We start from the raw sequence: 22,594 nt of genomic DNA on the forward strand, positions 1-22,594 counted from the left end.
GATACAGGTGAGGTGTTTTACGAGCTCACACTCAATACTAACAATACTTACACTTTCGAGTTGGTGACGCCACAGCCTACTATGACGACCGCGATTGGTAATCAATTTGGTGCCGGTCAGCCAGTTGAGACCATCAATCTGAATGCAGGCTCAACCAACGTGACATTTGATGGTTTGCTATTCGATTCGGACAACAATTATGAAGCGATCGATCTGAACATAGATCATGACGATGATAGAGAGCATGACGATTATCTGAACCCAAATGGTCTCGGTTTTGGTATCGCTAACGGTAACCTGAATGATAATGAAGGTTTTGTGATGTCTGTGGACTCACCGGCAAGTGGTCTGAGCTTTGAGATGGACGCACAAACCGGTTCAGTCGATAGCACCGATATTCATTGGGCAGCTTTGAATGACAATAACCAGGTTGTGGATTCAGGCGTTCTGAGTTATAGCAACTTGCAAAATGTCGACAAAGTCACTGTTGATGTGCAATCTGATGTCGATTTCAGCAGTCTGCAATTGCGTTTTGATATGCCCGACGCCAATGACGGTGTTCGCATTCAAAACTTCAGTCTCACCTCCAAGGTGGTGCCTGATGATTTGACGTTAAACTTCAGTGCGGTTGCAGGGGACGGTGATGATGATCAAACCACTGCGGCTAACTTTAGCGTCACTATCGATAGTGTTCCAACCGCGGTCAACGATATTGAGGTCGTTGAAGAGCCCACTACTGCTCGAGGCGCTGATGTGGTGTTAATCATCGATACATCCGGCAGCATGGAAGATGATGCACCAGGAAAAGATGATGTCTCCATCATGGATAAAATCAAGCAAGCAGTCACCAATCTATTTGGTGAGGCTGACATTCATTCCGTGTTCCTTGCGACCTTTTCTGTCTCAGGAAAGGTGTACACCAATGATCAGGGTGGCTTCTGGTTTACCGATCTAGACGATGCCTTGTCTGTAATCAATGAACTAGAAGGCGATGGCGGTACCAACTATAAAGCAGCACTGGAAACGGTGATGGACGATTATGTCGCGCCACCAGCAGGAGGTAATGACCTCATCAGTTTCTTCCTGTCCGATGGTGAACCCAGCAAAGACTCTTATGAAGTGGATCGTGATACGGAAGAAGACTGGTACGCATTTCTAACACAGCAGGGCTTCACTAACGCCTACGCGGTCGGTTTCGGTGGCCTGAGTGACGATGACAAAGATCAACTTGAGCCTGTTGCATGGCGTGAGGGTGAAGCTCGGCGTGACATTACGGATGGAGATGACGATAGTAATGTCATTATTGTTTCAGAACTCGACACGCTGGCACAGACACTGGGAGCGACCATTGGTGAAGTGGCCAGCACTGCTCAAGGCAATTTGCTGGCCAATGACATCAGTGGTGCCGATGCTCCGATTTCCTTGGTGTCGTTAGTTTATCAAGGTCAACCTCATACTTTCGCTGATGATGGCAACACTGTTAGCTTTAATGTCAGTGACGCTCAGGGTGTGTTTGGTAGTGTTGAAATCCTCGCCAATGGCGACTACACCTTCACGCCGACAGCGGGTCTGGATGTCGCAGAAGACCGCAGTGCAGCCATCAACTACACCATCAAAGATAGCGACGGTGATACCTCAACCGCACAACTGACCGTGAGTCTGAATGATAGCAGTGAAGTGGTGGCTGTTGATAATGTCAACAATGCTCTAGTTCAGGAAGTTACAGTCCCGGGCAGCAGCAGTACACGTGATATTGAATCCTTAGAACTGAAGGCCGATGATTATGGCGATGGTGATACATCAACGAATGGCTCAAGATCGTTCACTATCAATGAGGGGGAAACTGGAAAACTGGTCTTTGATATTGAGGTTGACTCCGGAGAGTTCCAATCAGGAGATCAATTTTCCTGGGAGTTATACAAAGGCGCTGTGAGCATTGATAGCAAGCTCTATACTGATGATTCAGATCGTGAAGGTATTGCAATTGAGAACCTTTCCGCAGGTAGTTATACTCTGAAATTATCACTTAATGACTCAGGTAAAGGCTCGTACAAAGATGATCTTGAGGTCGAACTTGATGATATTAAGCTGACAACTACGATGTCAGCTACTGCAGCAGTTACTATTACGGCTGCAACAGGTAATGTTTTAGCTGACTCTAACACTTCGCTATCAAGCAGTGGTAAGTGGGGTGCCAGTGATGACCTGGGTGCTGAAGGCGCGGTATTAGCTGCTGTTAATGGCACTCTTTGGGATAACCTGACCGATTCCAGCAATGCTGACTATGCTACTGTGGACGGTTATAAAGCGATTACTGGTAGTTATGGTGATCTGTTTATCAACAATGATGGTGATTATGCCTATGTTCCTGATACTGAGCTGGCTAATGTCGGTGAGCAGGAAGTATTCAGTTATACCCTCACGCAGCCTGATGGCGATAGTGACAGTGCCGATTTGGTTATCAATATCGCGGATAGTGCTTTTGTGGCCGAGACGGCTGTCACCACAGCTACCAGTGAGGGTGATCTGATGCTGGGTGGCATCAGCGATGATATGCTTGATGGTGCTGCCGGTAACGATCACCTGGAGGGGGCTGAAGGTAACGACATCCTGATAGGTGGTAGTGGTAACGATATTCTTATCGGTGGTGATGGTGCTGATAGCTTCAAATGGGAGAGTGGTGATGAAGGCACGAAAGTCTCGCCTGCAAGCGATATTGTTAGTGACTTTAATGCGAGCGAGGGCGATTCTCTCAACCTCGCTGATTTGTTACATAATGAAGAATCAAACGACATCACCGATTACATCAGTGTGACCGAGAGTGGCAGTGATGTTGTTATTGAGGTTACTCCTGCCGGCAAGGGCGATATTAGCCAGGTGATTACGCTTGAAGACACTTCGATTGATGCACTGGCAGGTGTCGATGCTAGTGGGCTGTCTCAAGCCGACATTATCAATACGCTGATTAGCAACGGGCAACTGAACGTCGATCAGAGCTAATTCAGAATTGGCATATCCTGTTGCCAACTTTGGCCGGCCTTGTGCCGGCCTTTTTTTTAGTATTTTTCTCACATTATGCAGATACATCAAAAGCATTCGCTTCTTGTCTGGACTGTAATCAGAGATTGTGCTGAACGGTTTGTACTTTGAACAAACTCATGATAAGTCTGACTAAAAACGCCAACATCCCGGAGCAGAGCCTGGTTTATTGGTTCTATGAACTGATGGACGTGGGATTAATAAAAGTAAGCCAATCCGGGGTGGTCGATGTTTATTGACCCATCAGAACAGCACTGGATGATGACTGGCTATTGATTGCAAAAGATGAAATTAACAGCAGACTTTGTTTGCAGTGTTAGCTGGAAGGTAATGTCACCAGCAGTCAGACTTTGCGGCAGTATGGCTTCCTGTTTGATTGATGGTCATGGTGCCACATCGATCACCGACTTGTGAATTTTTAGGGGTGGCTGAAAGGGTGAAACTGTCAGAGTCACTGGCAACAATGGCGAGGTCATAGTACTTGCTGCCGCCATCTTTCGGCGATTGAATAAAGGGCAAATTAGCACCGGCATAGCTAAAACGCTCGCCATAAAGACGCTCCATGTAGGCAGCTAGCTCAAGTAAGTCAGACTGTGCGTTGGTGCGTCGTGTTTTTTGCACATACTGAGCGTAAGACGGTAAAGCAATTGCGGCAATGACACCAATAATTACCACGGTAATCATCAGTTCGATCAGGCTAAAGCCCCCTGAGCGAATCCTGATCATGAGTCACCAGTGTCATTAATTATCCGGAGCTGTGTTATCAGAGGCGGTCCATCTGTTGAAGGTACGGTATTGAACTCAACCTGCTGTCCAGCTCTTAATTTAGCACCATATTCACCCCGCAGTGTATTACCCTGAATTACAGTATCAAGGTTAATGCTATAGAGCTGATAATCAATCTCAATTCTGTTGTCATTGTAACTATGTACGATCACTGCACCACTGTAGTCATAACCGTTTGCCTGCGCACCAACGCAAAAGCCGCTTATTGTCAGGAAAGCGGCAATGGATTTTGTGTTCATTTAGTTTCTCCTGGGAAGTAACTGTAACTTGCGCCATGACTGTCGACCGGTAATGCCCGGACCAGGATTTTCTGTCGTTACTTCAATGTTTCCAGTGGAGCCACTGGTATATTTCAGCTCTGCTGTACCGTCCTCGGTTGTCACGACAGCCGGGGTGGGAATAATACCGACTTTGGATTTTTTGCCGCTGACAGGCACTTCTGAGGTCTCTGATTCGCCTTGATCATTGGTTTGGGTCAAAGTTGCATAATCACTGGTATCAAAAACACGGTCACCGTTGAGATCAAAAGGAGAGTATGGGAGGCGTGAGCCAGAATAGGCATTGAGTTCCATTAACCAGCCAGAGCCTCCGTATTCACATTGATCTTCAGATGGCAATAGTGTCGTGAATATAATCCTGCCATTTCGTATCAGTGCTTTCGATACCTGTCGTTCCCCTTCATTGTTATCACTGGCAGGACTGAACAAATCCATAAACCAGCCCTTATGTTGTGTCCAGTCAATATTGTTATCACTGGTGACCCGGACTTCATAACTACTCTGAACTGTCTCGCTCAAAATCGATTGCTGGAGTAAATCGGACCGAGTCAATGTGGCATCGTCGGCTGTGTTATCCCATAAACCATAGAAAGATTGTGTCAGCTGATTATCAGGTGTGTTGTCACCAACTTCAAAATACTTACCTGTTCCAAAAAGTACCATGAAGCCGAGTCCGGTAGGATGTCTGGTCACCTGTGGTTGAGTGGTAATCGGTTGTCTGTTATTAGCAGCACACGCTGCGTCATCATCACTGCCAATGCCGCCATTACCACCGCCGTTGTCGTTATCGTTGTCATCACTGCAATTTGTTGGCGAGCCACTGATGGAGACATCGAAGCCACCATCATTATCATCATCTGCAATGGCCTCGACCTCGAGTCGATAGCTACCGGGTGTAACAGCATTGAAACTCAGTGTTCCAGAGTCACGGTCCCAGTCAGCGCCCTCGCTGTCTTCAACGAACCAGTCTAGGGTCCAGTCACCTCGGATGCGCTGCCACTGTTTCTCCAACTCTGCGAAGTGATCACCATCCAGCCTGATAATGAGGCGATCTCCTCGCTCACTGCCTGAGAACTCTGTATTTAGGACGACACTGCATTCACTAGCTATCGTGAATGTATTTGACTCGGTATCAACTGCTTCATCCTCGTCAGGAGTTAAAGTGACTTCAGAACCATCATTTGAAACATCCACATCACGGCCGGTATCTTGCCAATTAATATCAGAAGAGGATTCTTCTGTTGACCCCGTACCGAGACAGCTTGCAAACAGATCAGAGAATGTTGCTTCGAAGTCATCACTGTTATTTCTGGCATAAGCTGACACAGACATCTCATAGCTACCCGCAGACACATTGGTAAAGGTCAACAAACCCGTATCCTCATCCCAACTTGCGTTCTGAGTGTCCCGGGATCTCAGCTCCCAATCACCGTCATCGCGTCGTATTTCTGCATAGTGATTGTTGTCCAATGTCACATTGACACGGTCATCATCGCGGGCATCATCGAAGTTTATTGTGATTGAAACATCGCAACTGTCATTCAGTGTGAACTCTGCTGATGTTGTAGTGACACGCTCCCTTTCGTCTGGCGTGAGACGCACACGTGTATCATCATCAAAAGTGCGTACATCTCTTCCACTGTCATTCCATGTGCCGGGATCATCAACTGTAATCGAGGGAGGTGCTGGAGAGGGTGGGTTGACAGGCGGAGAAGCCGAATCTGCAGAACAGGCCTGAAATAGCGGAAGAGGGGTGTTGCCCTGCTTCAGACTAATATCCCACTGGTTATTATTTTCGCTGGTGATGTCGACTTTCCACAGATTGCCAAACAGGTCGCCAGCATAGATTATGTCAGCAATGCCATCACTGTTGTAATCTACAACAGCCGGTGTTGAGAGGCCATTTGGCCGATTCTGTCCTGTCGGGTCCTCATCACTCCCCACACCGGTATCAATCTTCTTGATCAACTGTCCGTCAGCAAGGTTCACAATGTACAGCACGGCATTGCCGGTATTGCTGTCTTCTGAGCCACCATCGAGACCATTATCGACCGTATTGTTGTAGCCGCCAGAAAAAATCGCCGCCCAGTCGCCGTTATGCAATCTGGCAATACTTGGTTTACCAAAGGTAAAGCCAAGATCGCGATCATCTGAATCTGTAAATTCCCACAGTATATTGTCGCTATCAAAGCTCTCTGGCTCGGTGACATCGAGTGCGAAGATTCCCTGTCCCCCACTCCTGAGACCTGATAATAGAATACTTCGCCATTGCCCATTAATAAATGCATCTACAATAGTTGGCGTACCATCGACATAAAAGCGATGACCATAGCTTGGATCGGCAAGCAGTGGCAATTGCGGGAAAATTGATTCTGGAACATACGCAAATAACTCTTGACCTGTATCCGCATTGAACGCATGCAGCATGCCATCGTTAGCACCGACATATATCACCGGCTGCCGGTTGAAATAGCGACTGACAAAGCTGGAATAGGGCGATGTGTTTTCAGGTGAATCAGCTCCCCAACTATCAGGATAACGCTGTGAGGGACCGGCATAGAAGATAGGGCTGGAGTTAATGATGTCGCCAAGTAGTGAGCCTCTGTTTCTGAAGCTACCACCATTGCGTTGTTCATTTGAAATTTCGCCACGAAGGTATTCCAGAACGGGCTCTGAACCCAGCAAAGATTGTTGTTGGCTGGATAACGAATCCCACAAAAAGGGTTGGCCCTCATTGCCATCGAAGGTGAAGATGTTGCGTTTATCCGGGCCTGAGATTAAATCTGAAGCTCGCCATTGTTCTACTGGGAAATTGTTTGATGACAATCCAAAAGCAATCAAATCACCAGTCCAGTCGCCACTCTCATATCGTGCCTGATAGATGCGACTCTGACTTGAGACGGTACTGGAATTGATCGCAACACTTGATGATGAACCGCTTCGACTACTGATATTTGTGAGAATGCCATCCAGCGCTGAAGTAAACGCGCCGGGTTCAGTGGCGTTGAAATAGCGGCCACGGCTGTTGATTGCTGCATGCCACAAATCATCAATATTTTCTATCTTATCGTCACCGGGCTCAGGCCAATTCAGTGAGCCTGAAGACAGTACCGATAGGTCTGTAGCCGGATTTAACCTGCCATTTACTCCGAGTCCAATGGTGTAGTTGACAAGATGCTGCCAGAAAGCTGGGTCTTCATCATTAGCAGGGACGTTATTTCGCATGTCCGGGCGCAGGTCTTCTTTCCAGAATTCCATAGCCACATCCGCCAGCGTGTCGGACCACTGATCTCTGTATGGATTGGACGGTGTATACTGATAGCTGGTCCCATCTGTGTTGGTGTGTCGAGTTCCTGTCTGATTGTCAGCGTTACCCTCTGAGGGTGAACTACCATTCCAGTATCCGTCAGTCATGAGAATGTTATAGTTCTGTCGGCAGGTAAGCTGCGGCTGATCATCGTTTGTGCCGGGTATTTCCGACCAAGGTCCAAACTGATCATCGCGTTGAAGGTATTCACCCACCTGCTTGATTGAACGTCGAAGCGGGGTCCCACGTAAGTCGATTTCTGTACCGTATAGCAAACTAAAGAACTGATCCCGGTCACTGCCTGTGAACGCGCGCACACCTCTCACCATAGTGCCGTTACTGTCTACATCATCTATTTCTGCGTCGTCTTGGTTTATTCTGGCAAAGCCGACGCGAAGTCCTGAACCCTGTCTTGAGAAAGCAAGCCCGATTCCAGCCCGCGCAGCTAGTATCCTCGACCGATAATAGCTGTACCAATTAGCGAAGTTCTGTATTTCTTCTTGATAAGTGCAATAAGACTGACTGAGGCAGTCAGAGCGATTAGCCGCTCGAGGATAGTTGTTTCCCGGTCTGATTTCGAACTTAGTGTAATTCGCTGCGTTCCAACTGTTGCCACCATCAAACCTGTAGTAAACAGCCGGCCAGAAAGATTGCCTATCATTCCAACTGACTGTCAGATCATCCGGGAAACTATGCTGACCGCCGTTGTAGCTTTCCCAGTTGGCTCTCTCTCTATTTTCTTCAGTTAAATCACGACAACCCAGCCCGGGTTGATATGGGTTGTGAGGTGCACAGGATGGGGAAACAGGCCCCATTGAACTGCCATCCGCTCGGGCCCAGGGGATGTATGTAATCGCAGGATTGTAGTAAATAGCATTGATGTCACTGCTCCTCACTCTTGAGCTGTATGAGGTGTCTTCAAAAGCAGGAATAAAATTGCTAAAGGTATCTGCTCCATACACATCTTCAGGAACGGGATAGAGGTAGTAGGTGTAGTTATCATCTGGCATAAATTCCCACTGCATGGAGCCAGAATCATCTAGAGTGAAGATAACGTTAGGTGCAATACCTCCACCGAGATAGAGTGGAACGTTACTGATATTGAGGCTGGCGGCTTGCAGCGTCGTGCCCAAAAGCCCGCTTACGAGGCTTGATATAAAAAAGATTCTCAAATTAGACAGCAACTTAGTATCTCCTTGCAAATGTGCTTTGTAGGAGCGTTTGTGATTTATCACTGCCACCTGTGCCCCTGGAAGTGATTCTGTAATAGACAAGCCCGGTTTCAGTGCTGCCATCCCCAACGACCAGCTCATCTGGGACAAAATATTGATACTCAACAATGACTCTTGGCTGTTTTGCTATGCCTAACAAGTCCATGTCTTGTTTTGCTGCTTTCGACTCCCACCATGCGCTATCTTTCTCGTTCCACCAACTGGTTGTGTCATTGCCGTTTGTGTCCATGATGCCAAGTGACCAGATGCCGGTGGCTCCATCACTACTCGGTAAAATTTCATTTGTTGCAGCGTGGATGTCGTTTTCAGCAGATCTCAAACCAGCCTCAGCAGCCTGAAATGCCATGTCCGCATCTCGGAAATTAACAGCCATTTTTTGTTCCATGGCACCACTGCGAATACTTGATAAACCCAGCAGAGTCATCAAAACCAACATCATAAGTGTAATTATGAGTGCTACCCCAGATTGTTGACTTTTCATATTAGGCTCACCGTACCCTGTTTCTTAGAGTGATCGTCTTACTGAATACCTGTCTAAGCCGACGATCATCTGGTTGCAACAGATTCCCTGCAAGTAGGTATGGTTGAGGTCCGTCTACAGTTAAGTTGTCACTGGCACTCACCGCGACAATTTCAACATTAACCGCAATAACTTGACCCCAGTCTGTCACGGCGTCAGCAGTCACCATGTTGTCAATTAACTTGTCATCATTGGTGTCGATTGCGTATTGAATCTGCATATTTTCAATGTCTGAAGCAATGGCTGTACTCCCTGAGAGAGAGTCATGCTGTACCAGTGATGATCGGCCATTGCTGCCTTGGGAGACATAGAAAGATCGTGTTGATAACCTCGTCAACCAGGCCCCCTCATAGTTTTTGCCAAGTGCCTGGGTTGCATTACCAGGAGTGAAGTTACCACCAGTGTTGTGAGGTATGGAGCCTGACGTATCAGGATTACCACTGCTGATCTGAAATACTGCTGTTGACTCACAATCGTGAACCATGACAATGTCACCAGGCTTAAGCTGGTTCCCGGTTGTCACCTGAAGGTTAGCTGACCCAGGCGGAGTGCCGCCGGGATGTTTAGTAACTTTTACTATTGGGTCATTGGCCAGCCTAAGCGTGATGATGTCGGTACCTGAACTGGCCAGAGAGAGTGAGGTATCAGCAGAAGGTGACCACCCACTGGCACTTGCCTCAAAGCCCTCGATGGGGGTGGCATAGGCCCAGCCAAAAGCATCCGGGTTATTCAACGTATTGTTGATGTCTGCATCAGCTATGTTGAATGTTCCGCAGCCTCTGTAGCCAACGTTAAGAATGCTATCGGTGAGTACCTGCATCGCCAGGCGACCATTTTCTTGAATATGGGCTTTTGCATCTTGAACACGGTAAACCTGGCGGCTTGAGAGGAATAATTGAATGACTGCTGCAGCGATGATAGTGCTGATAAGTAGAGCAATCATCAGCTCTATCAGTGAGAAACCATTTTCAGTCTTGTTGTGAGCTATCACAGTGCTGCCGAGTAGCTGAACGATGTGATACCGAGCGTGCCGTCATCCTGTATTTCTCTCCAGATTATCCGCACGTCGCAAAGAGTACCTGAGAGACTACCAAAGCTAGTGCAATCAATGGCTGCATCACCTCCTGGTAAAGTTTCAGAGACTCGATTCATCCATGAGGATAATTGTCTTTGGATGATGCTGTTACCGCTTGGGCTATCATCACTGATCTCCAGGTCGTAGGAGCCTGCTCTTGCGTTATTCAGATCGGCTCTCATGATCTCAAACACATCAGCAACGTGATTGGTAGCTAATGTCCTAAGTTCAGCACTCTGATTTATCTTGAGTGAAGTGATGTGCAAATAAGCCAGGCCCAAGAGCCCGATTGCTAGAACAAGCAGAGCTACCAAGACTTCTATCAAAGTGAAACCTGTGTTGATTTTTTTTAGCATGGGTTACTTGAGGTTGTTATTTCCGGTCTGCCAGTAGTATTGACTCTGAGTACCCTGGTACTACCTGAGTCGGTATTGCACAGTTGGAATTCCCCGCTTCCTGCAATATTACCCGATGCAGTCGGATAACCAGTCGGTAGATAGGCAATCCAATCGTCTATATTGCTATCACTCTGAACCGTTATATGGTTCAGCAGTGGGCTTTGCTCGTAGAGAACAGTGTCGGTATTCTGGTCGTACTCACCGTCGAAGGCGGAGTCTGTGAAAATAATCCAACCATCAGCCCAGTCTTGTGAAGCAGAGTTACTGAGAATCATCACTGGCTGACCTCGACGGACAGCTTCAGATCTTGCCAAGTGCATTTGGCTCAAAAAGAGATTTGCTTGTGTTGTCAGCCTGTGGCTTCTCAGCATTTCACTAAAACTGGGTGCAGATATAGCAGCCAAAACTGCTACCACTGCTAGAGTTGTCATGAGTTCAATGAAAGTAAACCCCGAGCTTTTCGACATCATGTAAGACTTCCATATTATGCGGGTTATAGTATAAATATTTGATAATTATTCAGAAGTTTTTTTGGCTTGTCAACATACAAACTTATTGAGCAGTCTGCATTTTGTCGTTTGAAGTGAGTTTTGAGTTGAAAAAGATATAAGACTAACTTTGATACAGGAGAGCGGGGGGATTGGGAGGTATTGAGCAGAATTTACAATGAGTAATGCACCTTTTATCTAAGGTTACATACCAATAGATGCACATGGATATTCATAAAATGAGTAAGCTCAGGAATTTTGTTTTCCTAAATGGCACAGCGCGTTTTTGAGCTAATGTGGTTTGTCAGTTCCAACCAAACACTCAGTCTTGAGACTCTCTCTATGCATGATGAGTAGCGTCAGTGTGGCATAAATTCGTCCCAGAAGTTGATACCCAGCTTTCAGATTGTTTGGCATCCTCTAACTTCAACTTGAAACTTCATTTCCTTCGCCTGACATCAGCTCGCTTCTGCCACCTATAAGCTTCCACGCAGTCTCCAGAAAATGGACTAGAACAGGTTCTATCAATTCAAATTGTTGCTTAAGGATATTTATTCATTCTTAGACTTCCTCATTACAAACGCAGTGCAGAACCTAGTGACTATTTGAGAGAGTCTCTGATTATCTGCTTCAATCTCAAGAAGCCTGTGAACAAAACCAGCTCATAAAGTGTTCGGATTTTTTTTTGATAATTGAGAGATGTAGCACTTTTTCTGAGCAAGAGGCTTATTAGTTTTGGCCTTAATCGCAGAAGCGGAAGAACATGATCAAGTGCATCTGTGTTCAACTCTGATTCATGAATTTTTTCAAGTATCGTCAGGACCGATTGGTTTTCAAGAGAAGCTGTTTCATGGAGAGAGTGTTTTTTGCCGCTATCCAGCAGTCTTAGTCTCAGCCCCGATCCCCTACTAAGGACTTCCGTCGACTCGGTCGATAAAATCTGATAAATGAAGTTTCTCTCTAAAAAAAAGTGAAAAGACATGGGGGGGATATAGTCAGCTTCACAAAGCACAAAATCCAGCTTATTGGAACGGTCAAAATGACGTGTATTACTGCTAACCCCGCGTCCCAAGCAACCCCCTATTTTGTAGCGCCTCTGAGTTGACTTGATTGCCCTTACTAAGCTTGAGTGTTCAAAAGTCTCATCATCAATACAAAGCCATAGCCATGGGTATTCAAGTTTATCGGTCTCAAGCTGGAGCAGTGTAATTAGTGAGACCTTAATGATTAAGTTAGTCGCCCTATGGTTTTTCAATGACAGCTTTGAATGAAAGTCCCTAATGATCTGGATTGCTGTCTCATACTCCGATACAGTCTGTTCTACCAATGCAGCGAAAACGTCTCCATTGTTGTCCTGAACAAACAGGCATTGAGCCTGCTCGGGAATTGACTTAAATGAAATTTCTCGCAAATAAGGTTTTTGTGTATCCGGCTGGGATGCTTGTTTATAGTCTAATTTTGAGAAATGAGCCTTCATCAAAGAGCTCTAACTGAGCTGCAATTCCGAAGCATTATCGATGGCATTAGAGTATGCCTTTATGCAGTGTCTTAGTGTTACCTCATCGAGATGAGACTCCCAATCCCCGCTAAGGAACAACTCAATGGTTTTTAATGACTCGCCGTAAGGGCCATCCATGTGCAGAATGGAACCAGTTATCTCATCATTTAGTTGCAATTCTCTTAGAGCATCAGTTTTAGGAATACCAAGCATTAGATGAAGTTGAGACAGCAGGCCGACTAAGAAAGCAGTTTCGCTGTCACCCCCAGAATTAATTTTCTTAAACAGAGCTTCAGTCATGAATGCTTTAATTAATGACTCAAATATCAAGTTTTTAGATGCTGGCTCTAATTCCTGGAGCATAGTGAGGTATATAAGATTGAGAATCTTTTTTGATCCCATCCTCACAATAGCATCTAATAGCCCAGTTATTTTGAGGTTCTTGACGTAGTATGCGGAGTTAGCGATTTTGAGTATTTTGATGACCAGTCCAGGCTCGCTTGCAATTCTATTGCGTATCTCTTCAGCCGCCAGGTTATTGCTTCTTATAACTTGAGCTATATTCGCCAGGTTGGAAAAATGACCTTTTTCTTTTTCGGCTGAATAAGGTTTATTGGTACTGAAATGATAAAGATTAAAATAGTCTTTGAGCTTATCATCCGTGTCTTTTGCATTTAATAAAGCCAGACTAGTCTCTCCGGCATGCTGCCCATATGACGTTAATGTGGTCATAAGAGCTTCTGAATCAGAGTTATCGACGAAAATGTAGTAAGGTATTAATGAGAGGGCAAATTCGAGTTCATCAATGCCACAAATTAGACTCAGATTTCGAATCTCCCCCGGCGTTAAGAGTTTGTTCTGAAACGCCTGTTTGAGGTCATTTGCGTCTAACAACCAAGATGATGCTCGAGTGTCTAGCTGATTACTAGCCAACCATTCATATGTTGTAGCAGAGACACTAATGAAATTCAGTGTGGATGCTTTTTCAGTCTCTTGGAACAAAAAGTTGACAAAGTCAACCAGCGTTTCATGGTGTTTACCTGACTCTATAAGCTGATAAATGTCTAACTCTATTAGCCTGGCACTGATGTTCCCGGAGGAATCCAGAAGCGTGTGTTTATGCAGAGACGGGCTGGAGCTAATATAATCAAGCTCTGATTTGATTTTTTTCATAATTCCGAACATCGAATGTTTATCTTTCTAGAAGGTGATAAGATCTTGATTAAGCTATACCCTATCAATTGTTACCATAAACTATAGATTAAATGAAAGAAAAGATCGACAAAAACGATACAGAAGTGGAAGCTGCGCTGGGCGTCAAGCAGGGTGACTTCCTTAATGATAATGAAGCTAGCAGGCTCAAGGCGGAGTTCATGTCTTTGATGAGTCATGAACTCAGAACACCGCTCAATTCAATCATCGGTTTTACAGATCTTTTGATAGCGAATGGTTCTGACCGTAGTCCAAAAAATCAGGAATACCTGGAGATAGTCTTATCCTCCGCCAGGCACTTAATGAGCCTGATCGATAAAGTGGTTGACATCTCAAAGTTAGAGTTGGGACAAAGCGAAGTAGTGTCAGAAGAGGTCGAAGTTTCGGCACTGATACAGGCGAGCTTGGGTGAGCTAGCCCAACTCGCTGAGGAAAACGCTATCAAACTTGTTTTTAACAACGTGGGGCAAGAAATTTGGTGTTTAGGTGACAGGACAAGAATAAAACAAGTTTTAGTAAATTTAGTTTCCAATGCGATTAAATACAATAGACCTTCAGGTAGGGTAGATGTTGATGTTTTTCAAGGTGAGCAGACTCAGATTACTGTATCAGACACCGGGCTGGGTATCCCCGAAGATAAGCAGAGTTTGATATTTGAGCCATTCAGAAGACTCAGCTCGTACAGTACAAACATTGAAGGAACCGGTGTCGGTTTAACGATTTCGAAAATGTTTGTAGAAGCAATGGGAGGGCAAATAGGAGTGGAAAGTGACTTGGGGCGCGGGAGTAAGTTCTGGTTTAATTTATGCCGCTTAGAGAGTTTCCCACAATCAAACTCCACCTCAACATTGGCGCTAAGTGAAACAGAAAATAAAACTCCACCCTCGTCTAACTCCCTCGTTTTATATATCGAAGACAATGCCGTTAATAGACTTGTGATGACCGAGTTTTTCGACGAGATTTCTGGGGTAGAATTACTGCTTGCAGATAATGCTCACGATGGCATCGCACTGGTGAAGAAAAATAAACCGGCATTAATTCTGATGGACATAAATCTGCCAGGTATTAGTGGGTTGAAAGCATTGCAGATTATTCGAGGGATTGATGAACTCAAAACTATTCCAATCGCTGCAGTTTCAGCACAGGCGATGAAGCATGATATAGAAGAAGCAATGCAACTGGGAATGGATGACTACCTCACTAAGCCTGTGGAGTTTGCAAAAATTCGAGCGACGGTAGCCAAATTTGTATTTGATAATAGAACTAATTATCATTTATGACTCATTTGATACAAAAGCAGAGCAGAAACTCACATGACAACAATAAATGACTTCAGAGACAATTACACCACATCTCAAGTAGCAAAGTTGATGGGAGTTTCAACGAAAACAGTTCAGACTTGGTGTGACGAAGGCATTCTTCATTTTACCAAGACCAATGGAGGTCATCGTCGTATTCCAACTGCTGATCTTAAAGCTCTAATCAGAAGGAAGAAACAGCACTCAGAGGAAGGAAGAGAAGTAACAACAGACCATCATCTGATACTACCTGAGTCGAGTCCAAGAGACGAAGTCAGAGTACTGATTGTTGACGACGATACAAACATACTTACCTTGTACAAAGCTCAGATTGAAAGTTGGGATCTTAAAGTAGATGTGACATGTTCCAGTGACCCATTTGAAGCTCTGCTTCTGATGGGGAGAAGAAGGTTTGATTTATTAATTACTGACATTCTGATGCCAGGAATCGATGGCGCACAAATGCTTCAGAAAATAAGATCCAAGTTGGATCCAGATATGCAAGTGTTAGTAGTTAGCTCGCTGAGGGCTGATGAAGTTGCGAACCAATATATCCTCCCTGATAAAGTGGACATCTTTGAAAAGCCCATCTCATTTGTTGCACTAAGAGATTCGATTAGCAAATTAGTTGAGAAAAAAGCTATTTGAAATGGATGTTAAAGTTTTCTGAGAATATGTCGATTTCACCGTGTACTCAATCATTTCTTGAAGTTAACATCAGCAACGCTTGAGCTGATAACTGAGCGCTTAATTATGAAACTTTATTAAAAACTTGATATTACTCTCCGTAGTGTTGTTCAAGTTATATGTATTTTTCCAGTAGGTATATTCAATCCCAAGATACAGTCGCTTGCTGACGCCCATAGCAGGCCCGATATCCCATTTCAACTGAGGTGTGAAGTTGATACTGTATTCTGCATCAGATGAAGACGAGCTCCAGTCAATAAAACCATCAAAAAGTAATTTTTGTTGACCGATGATGAATGGTAAAGACCATACAGGCGTCAATTGGAAGTTGCTGGATAAGTTCTCATTTTCCCGATGATAGAAGTTGAGTTGGAAGTAATCAAAATGGCTGATGTTTAGGTCGAGCCCGAGGCCAGCAAGATAATTCTGAGAATGTTTGGACTTTTCCAGCTGTGCTGCCAAGTATATGTTGGAGGTTGTAGAGGAGGATGCAAGATTTAACAACCTAAGCCTTGGTTGTAATTCCAGGTAATAGCCGTCACCATTTTTCTCGGTAAGTCTTGTGTCATGGAAAAAAATAAATCACCCCACGGGCAAGCGGTGAAATATTCGAAAGTGCCGATGACGCTATTCCCTTCTGACAGCTTTTCATTTTGACCACTCAAGATTGTATAGCTCAAATCATGGATGTAATTTTCGGATTTGACCTCATCAGGTGTCAAAACCAGTAAGAATGAAACCACGGTTAGGTGTTTAACCAACATGTCATCATTTATCTCGACACAGAGGTATTTGGTGACCGACCCCTAAGATGTAATCGTTGATTGGTCATATTATTTCAGTTTTGTGATTTGGACTGGCCATGCTCGCGGTATCTTCCGCAGTAAAAATCTGATCGCGACCACTCGCTTTGGCAAGATAGAGAGCCTTGTCAGCCTCATGAACAGCATCAAATACAGATTGAGTCGGTTTTAACAAGGCTACTCCCATGCTTGCTGTCACTGGTTCAGTAATTGGGTATGAACTTTCTCTTACTTTACTCATTAATTTATCAGCATATGTGCGTGAATCCGACACGTCCAAGCCTGGACAAATTATGAGAAACTCCTCACCGCCCCAGCGGCAAACCATATCAGTAGAGCGTGAGTTCTCAAGTAGTATCTTTGCAAAGGTCACAAGTACCTGAGCACCTGTGTTGTGGCCGTATTTATCGTTGATACTTTTGAAGTGATCAATATCGATGATTATTATTCCTGTATTACGCTGGTATCGTTGTAGCTGTTGGAGCGCATTGTGGAGTTCGGTCTCAACATGGAGACGATTGAAAATGCCTGTCAAAGGGTCGGTTATAGACTTTGCATGAAGTTTAGTGTTCATGCTGTGTAATTTTTTGTAATGGTAAGCAAATGCAACAAAGACGATTATGCATATCAGTAAAACATTCTTCACCATTTGATAGTCGACACCAATTTCATTTCTAACTGAAATCCACTCATTTATTATTTTCTGTTTTTCAGGTTTGTGGTTGATGAAGTCAATTACGTTAGAGAAAATCTGTCCCAGCTCTTGAGAGTCGCTCCTCGTTCCAATACTCAAACTAATTTTCTCTTCAAGTTGACCTGAGATTTTTAGTTGACCGGTAAAGCTATCACGAATTTGATACGCAATAGTCGCCAAGTTATCTATGAATCCAAATATTTCTCCTTCATAAACTTGTTTTAACCCTTCATAAACTGACTCTACCTGTACGAGGTTGATGCCAGGGTAATTTTCCAATAATTCGTCAACGATGGCATAACCGGCAACGACCCCAAGTTGTTTTTGTTTGACTGAGGATAGATCTTCGATAAATAGTTCATCATTCCTGGTTGCAATAACAATTGGAACGCTTATGTAGGGTGGGGTGAAGCTAAGATATTTCTTACGGGACTCAGTAGGAGCGATTAGAGATACTAAATCACACTCTCTTCATTGAACTGCCTGCAGAGAATCGAGCCATGTTTCAGTTGGATGTAGCTCAATTGGAATTGGAATCTGAGGCATTATCAATTTCTGGAATATCTCTCCAGTCACACCGATATGATTTCCATCTTTCAACTTCTCGTAAGGCATCCAGTCTGGATCAATTCACAACCTGAGGCTACCTTTTTCATAGAGGTACTGTCTTTGCTCAGTTGTCAGTTTTATATTCGTTGCTGATTGATCGAGAATGTCATCAAGTGCCTGAAATTCATAAGTTTCGGAATCTGAAACGATATTAGTTCTCTGCAGGTTTCTAAAAGCTCTTACTGCCAACTCCTCACTGACTTCACCAATCTGATAGAAACCAGTCAGCATCATCGATTCTGTTTTTATCGCTTCGTAGCTCAGGGCTTCGATTGATTTTCTGTCAGAGTACTTTTCATGAATTATTTGGATTATTTCTTCTTTGTTGGCTAACGCATAGCGCCAACCTTCATTGGTTGCATTGACGAATTTACTTGCTCTTTTGGGGTGGTTTTTCGCCTCTTCTAGTGATGTGAAAAGGTTGACAGCGCCCATGAAAAAACCATATTCGACGGGATCAAGGATATTGAAAGGAATGTTTTTTCTTTCAAGTTCGAAGAGTTGGTTGGTGCTAAAGGCCGACATTGCATCGACCTCTCCAGATATGAATGAGGAAGCATCAAAACTGTGTTCTAAAAAACGGGTGTTTTCGCTGGTTATGAAAAAGTGGTTTAGCATCAAGGCCAATGAGCTGTGCAAGAGCTCATCTGAAGTGGCCATAACCTTTTTTCCTATCAATTCAGCAGGGTTTTTGATGTCTGGCTTTGTGACGAATATTAATGGTGACTGTTGAAGATATGTTGCCAGCAAAACGATCGGTACTATCTTTCCGTCTCTGACAACTAGGCTTGAGTTGTGAATGCCATAGTTGACTTCACCCGATAGTATTTTATCGAGAGTGTTATCTCCTTCCTTATATTCAAGCAGCTCAACGTCAAGGCCAGCTGCGCTATAAAGTCCCTTCTCTTTGGCAGCGATGAATCCAGCGTATTGGAACTGAAATTTCCACTCCAACTGGACAGTAACTTTTTCGTTTGCACCTGCCAGAGTCGGGAATAATGCTATTGAGCACAGGAAAAATACGATTTTATGATTAAAAGTTACCACTTCATAAGTTTATTATCAGAATTACTTCATTTCTAGTCTATATTAGTTACAAATAACAATACATTAATTCGTATTTCTATGCGCTTTTTCTGAGGGAGGGAATAAATTACACAGGCAAATTTTGGGAGGAAGGTTATTCACAGAAGTCTTCAAACAGGAATTTGTTATTTCTAATTCGCTGATATAAAAGTGTTTATCAGCAACACCTGCTTTGCCAGAAAGTTATGAAAGCAGTTATCTTAATCAATCAAAGAATTGTTTTTTTGAATCTTTTGTTGAAATAAGGTATTAAATATCTATCACTTCAAGCTGGCGTTGTTGTTCGTATGGACGATGTAGTTGTTCGTAACCTGAGATTCTGGAAGCCAACACCGAATGAGAGGAGTTGGTGCTGGAGAGCTTTACTAGCTGTTGCGCTACTAATTATGAGCTTGGCTGGTCGTGAGCATTTGACTTCTGAATGGGTGCAAACGTCTATTAACGTCCATTCGGGCATATTGCTGGCAGTTATTCTCAGCCGCGGTGTGTGGTTCACCTTGCTGGTGTGGTTTATTTCGTCATTATCCTATGTGCTGTATGCCGGTCCAGATCCTGTTTTATCTGGAGATACGCTGGTATTAACTTTAGAGCCTTTTTTATTGGTTCTCGCGGTACATTTCATGCTCAAGCCCATTTATCAAAGAGCTACTGACCTGACACATATCAGGCCTTTTCTTTTCATGACTGTAGGCTTGATTACTGTTCTTATCACGGTCAGCTTGACTCCAGCTCTCACAAATTTTCTTTCTGGAGCGGGTGACGAGTTTGCCTTAACTCATTGGTGGTCTTCATTCGCAGCTAACTTTGCTGGCATAGCAATAGGCTTTCCGCTTACTTATTTATTTTTTTTAGATAGTCACAAAACGACTCAAGTCAGAATCGCTAGTGTGCTTATTGCTGTCTCAGGCCTGTACTTCCTCAGCAACGGTGTAAGGCAGAATAATAAAGTTTTTAAATCTGAATACGACACCTCCCTGGAATTAGCAGCTGTTGAGATGGAAGCGATGCTAGTGAGCTTTTTCAACGAGCTTGAGATCTATCAGAGGTCAGTTACAAATTATCTTTCAACACAACCAGGGCTATCGGAAGAAGAATTTAAGAACTTTGTTCTATCTTACTCCGACATAAAGGATGATTTTGTTGTAACAGAATGGTTACCTAAAATTTCTCTGGAGAATAGAGAGCGATACGAGTATGAGATGAGTCTAAGACTTGGTATGCCCATCCAAATATCAGATTTAGCAGAAGAAGGGCAACATAGGGTCGCTTTGAGAAGAAGGTATTATTTCCCCGTCACGTATATTCACCCTGAATGGATCAATAAAGACTCATATGCATTTGACCCCAGTTCCTCACGGTCTTCCAATGAAGCGATATTAGAAGCAGTAAATAGTAGAAAGGCAGTTTTCAGAAAACCACTTAATATGAGGTTAAAAGATGGTCAAACTCTTCCTGTTATGGTCGCATACGAGGCGGTGTTTGACTCAAAAAATTTAAACCAACTCAGAGGATTAGTTTTGATTGCAGTCAAACCGCAAAAAGTTTTCAACCAGGCATCAAAACACATGCTGCTGAAGTCGTTTGATTTTAGGCTCATTGATGTTAATTCTGGTCAGATCTACTACTCTCCTGAACTTGGCTTCTCTGAGTCAGGCGCTAAGTTATCTCGGGACTTGAAGGCTCTGGGTCGCTTGCTTAAATTAGAACTGTACCCCAAGTTTGAAGCTATTGATTCCAACCATGTCATTGAGCAATCAAATGGTCTGATACTCAAATCAAGTCTTTTATTCATGCTTTTTAGTGTTTTTTGGTTAATCAACAACTCTAGAGAGCGATTTGAAGAAGAGCTCAAGCTCAGGACTAAAGAGCTTGAGCATAGTGCCTCAAAGGCAATTGATTCAGAGAAAGAAACTCAAAAATTATTGCAAAAAAAGATAAAGGCAGAAAAGCAATTGCGGCTCTCGAAGGTTGCATTTGAAAGTGCCAGTGAAGCCATGCTGGTGCTATCGTCCTCTGGCAATGTGATTTTAAGTAATCATAGGTTCCACGAGCTGACCGGCCTTTCAGATCATCAGTCGATGTATATACATCATTTATTTGAAATAATAGGTGAAAAAAACAAGTCGGAGCAGATACTAAAAGCATTACCTAGCCACAGAAAATGGCGAGGTGAGCTGAGTATAAAAGCATTTAACGGGCAAAGCATACCTATACTTGCGAGCATTAGACTTGTCCGTGAGTTAGAGGATTATTTTGTTGTTGTTTTTTCTGATATAACCGAACTGAAGAAAGTCCAGAATACTCTGCTGCTGAGGGCAAACTATGACAAGTTGACAGGGCTGCCTAATAGAGCTCTGTTTTATGACCGCATCAGTGAGCAAATCAAAATTTGCCATCGTGAAAGCAAAAGTTTGTGTTTGCTGTTTGTTGACTTGGATAAGTTCAAGCTCATTAACGATTCAATGGGTCATGAACAGGGGGATGTGTATCTTAAACATGTCGCGAGTTGCTTGAGGAATACAGTTAGGGAGGCAGATACAGTAGCAAGATTAGGTGGTGACGAATTTACTGTCATGCTACCTGGCTTAGGTCCACACGACAGAGTAGAGGCACTGTTAAACAAAATTATTGGTGCTATTAGAACGCCACTGGAACTTGATGGCAAAACTGTAATTCCTGATGCGAGTATCGGGGCCGCATTCTATCCATCTGATGCTAATTCTGCACAAGAACTGATTAAGTTCGCGGACCGTGCGATGTATGCTGCCAAGGAGTCAGAAAACCGTAACTATGTCATATATGATGATGAGATTGCAGAACGCTGGCAAACAAGTGAAAAACTTAATGATGACATAAGGTCTGCGCTCTCCAATGATGAGCTTGATGTTGTCTTTCAACCTTTTAATGAGTCTTCAACAGATAGTGAACACATTGCCTATGAAGTTCTACTACGCTGGAATAATAGAGAGAAAGGGCAGCTGAACGCGTCAGAGTTTATTACCAATGCAGTAGATGTCAATTTAGTTAAGGCATTAGATATAAGAGCACTCGAGCTTGTTATGAAATATTTGAGGCAACTTAATTCAGTTGGAAAAACCCTAGAGTGCTCGATCAATATCTCTGTTCACTCGCTGCTTAGTAAAGAGTTTTTACAGCTGGTTAGTGATGGTTCCAAGCTTCTTTGTGAAGATAACCGCCTTTTTGTTGAGTTGAAAGAAAACTCATTGAGTCATATGGGGGAAGAGCTTCTGATGGCTATAGAGAGGGTCAGAGCTCTAGGAGTTATGGTTATCTTAGATGACTTTGGTTGCACTAATGTTGGACTTAGTTTGCTCCAAAACCTCCCAGTAGACCTGGTGAAAATCGACCGGAGTCTATCAGACTTTTCGCTACATGATCATCGCTCAGAAATGATCATTAAAGCTGTGGTGGGGTTATGTAGGGACTTCAGGATTGTTCCAGTGGTTCAATTTGTTGAGAGTCAAAAAGAAATAGAGTGGTTTAACTCAATAGGGGTGGAATGTTTTCAAGGGTATGCGTTATCGCAACCTCTGAGTTTCAAAGAACTCCAATCATTTTGAGTC

The 22,594-nt window shown here is 43.8% G+C and carries 16 protein-coding genes and 1 pseudogene; 4 read left to right on the forward strand and 13 right to left on the reverse strand.

The annotated features are described in order from the left end of the window. A partial coding sequence (locus tag ACTF5U_RS08160; RefSeq protein ID WP_438971138.1) for a type I secretion C-terminal target domain-containing protein occupies positions 1 to 3,000 on the forward strand: 3,000 nt, incomplete at its 5' end. A gap of 372 nt (positions 3,001 to 3,372) precedes the next feature. Here ACTF5U_RS08160 and ACTF5U_RS08165 read toward each other — a convergent pair. The 8 genes from ACTF5U_RS08165 to ACTF5U_RS08200 form a co-directional block, all read right to left on the reverse strand. After that, positions 3,373 to 3,765 carry a type IV pilin protein gene (locus tag ACTF5U_RS08165; RefSeq protein ID WP_438971139.1) on the reverse strand — a complete coding sequence of 131 codons (393 nt, stop codon included), beginning with the start codon at positions 3,763 to 3,765 and terminating at the stop codon, positions 3,373 to 3,375. Beyond that, positions 3,762 to 4,064, reverse strand: coding sequence for a hypothetical protein (locus ACTF5U_RS08170; protein ID WP_438971140.1), 303 nt, complete (start codon positions 4,062 to 4,064; stop codon positions 3,762 to 3,764). The genes ACTF5U_RS08165 and ACTF5U_RS08170 overlap by 4 nt, the downstream gene beginning before the upstream one ends. Further along, the gene (locus tag ACTF5U_RS08175) at positions 4,065 to 8,543 is read right to left on the reverse strand and encodes a pilus assembly protein (RefSeq protein ID WP_438971141.1); all 4,479 of its coding nucleotides are present in this window, start codon (positions 8,541 to 8,543) and stop codon (positions 4,065 to 4,067) included. 52 nt (positions 8,544 to 8,595) lie between these two features. After that, positions 8,596 to 9,123: a pilus assembly PilX family protein gene (locus ACTF5U_RS08180; protein ID WP_438971142.1), complete on the reverse strand. Its 528-nt coding sequence runs from the start codon at positions 9,121 to 9,123 to the stop codon at positions 8,596 to 8,598. A gap of 7 nt (positions 9,124 to 9,130) precedes the next feature. Continuing rightward, on the reverse strand, positions 9,131 to 10,153 hold the full coding sequence (locus ACTF5U_RS08185; RefSeq protein ID WP_438971143.1) for a PilW family protein: 1,023 nt from the start codon (positions 10,151 to 10,153) through the stop codon (positions 9,131 to 9,133). Then, entirely contained in the window at positions 10,150 to 10,593 is a 444-nt protein-coding gene (gene pilV / locus ACTF5U_RS08190; RefSeq protein WP_438971144.1) for a type IV pilus modification protein PilV, read from the reverse strand. The genes ACTF5U_RS08185 and pilV overlap by 4 nt, the downstream gene beginning before the upstream one ends. Next, a complete protein-coding gene (locus tag ACTF5U_RS08195; RefSeq protein WP_438971145.1) occupies positions 10,587 to 11,105 on the reverse strand; it encodes a GspH/FimT family pseudopilin in 519 nt (172 codons plus the stop codon). The genes pilV and ACTF5U_RS08195 overlap by 7 nt, the downstream gene beginning before the upstream one ends. A gap of 1,504 nt (positions 11,106 to 12,609) precedes the next feature. After that, complete coding sequence (locus ACTF5U_RS08200; protein ID WP_438971146.1) at positions 12,610 to 13,794, reverse strand: HDOD domain-containing protein; 1,185 nt, start codon at positions 13,792 to 13,794, stop codon at positions 12,610 to 12,612. A gap of 92 nt (positions 13,795 to 13,886) precedes the next feature. Here ACTF5U_RS08200 and ACTF5U_RS08205 point away from each other — a divergent pair, with 92 nt between their 5' ends. After that, entirely contained in the window at positions 13,887 to 15,113 is a 1,227-nt protein-coding gene (locus ACTF5U_RS08205) for a hybrid sensor histidine kinase/response regulator (RefSeq protein WP_438971147.1), read from the forward strand. Between the two features lie 33 nt (positions 15,114 to 15,146). Further along, positions 15,147 to 15,779, forward strand: coding sequence for a response regulator (locus tag ACTF5U_RS08210; protein WP_438971148.1), 633 nt, complete (start codon positions 15,147 to 15,149; stop codon positions 15,777 to 15,779). A 99-nt stretch (positions 15,780 to 15,878) separates the two neighbouring features. On the opposite strand, the gene ACTF5U_RS08215 is transcribed toward ACTF5U_RS08210, so the two are convergent. The 5 genes and pseudogenes from ACTF5U_RS08215 to ACTF5U_RS08235 all read right to left on the reverse strand — a co-directional run bounded on the left by ACTF5U_RS08215 (position 15,879) and on the right by ACTF5U_RS08235 (position 18,971). Then, the gene (locus tag ACTF5U_RS08215; protein ID WP_438971149.1) at positions 15,879 to 16,322 is read right to left on the reverse strand and encodes a hypothetical protein; all 444 of its coding nucleotides are present in this window, start codon (positions 16,320 to 16,322) and stop codon (positions 15,879 to 15,881) included. Further along, positions 16,316 to 16,582 (reverse strand): hypothetical protein, encoded by a 267-nt coding sequence (locus tag ACTF5U_RS08220; RefSeq protein WP_438971150.1) that lies wholly within the window; start codon positions 16,580 to 16,582, stop codon positions 16,316 to 16,318. Before ACTF5U_RS08220 ends, ACTF5U_RS08215 begins: the two co-directional genes overlap by 7 nt. 64 nt (positions 16,583 to 16,646) lie before the next feature. Continuing rightward, positions 16,647 to 17,270, reverse strand: coding sequence for a GGDEF domain-containing protein (locus ACTF5U_RS08225; RefSeq protein WP_438971169.1), 624 nt, complete (start codon positions 17,268 to 17,270; stop codon positions 16,647 to 16,649). Positions 17,271 to 17,315: 45 nt separating this feature from the next. After that, positions 17,316 to 17,771: pseudogene (locus tag ACTF5U_RS08230) on the reverse strand (hypothetical protein); the annotation flags it as partial. Between the two features lie 174 nt (positions 17,772 to 17,945). Then, complete coding sequence (locus tag ACTF5U_RS08235; protein ID WP_438971151.1) at positions 17,946 to 18,971, reverse strand: ABC transporter substrate-binding protein; 1,026 nt, start codon at positions 18,969 to 18,971, stop codon at positions 17,946 to 17,948. Positions 18,972 to 19,297: 326 nt separating this feature from the next. Between ACTF5U_RS08235 and ACTF5U_RS08240 the strand changes: the two genes are divergently transcribed. Beyond that, a complete protein-coding gene (locus ACTF5U_RS08240; RefSeq protein WP_438971152.1) occupies positions 19,298 to 22,591 on the forward strand; it encodes an EAL domain-containing protein in 3,294 nt (1,097 codons plus the stop codon). The last annotated feature ends 3 nt before the right edge of the window (positions 22,592 to 22,594 follow it).

Origin of the sequence: Methylophaga sp., assembly GCF_965655755.1 — a bacterium.
Lineage (GTDB): Bacteria > Pseudomonadota > Gammaproteobacteria > Nitrosococcales > Methylophagaceae > Methylophaga.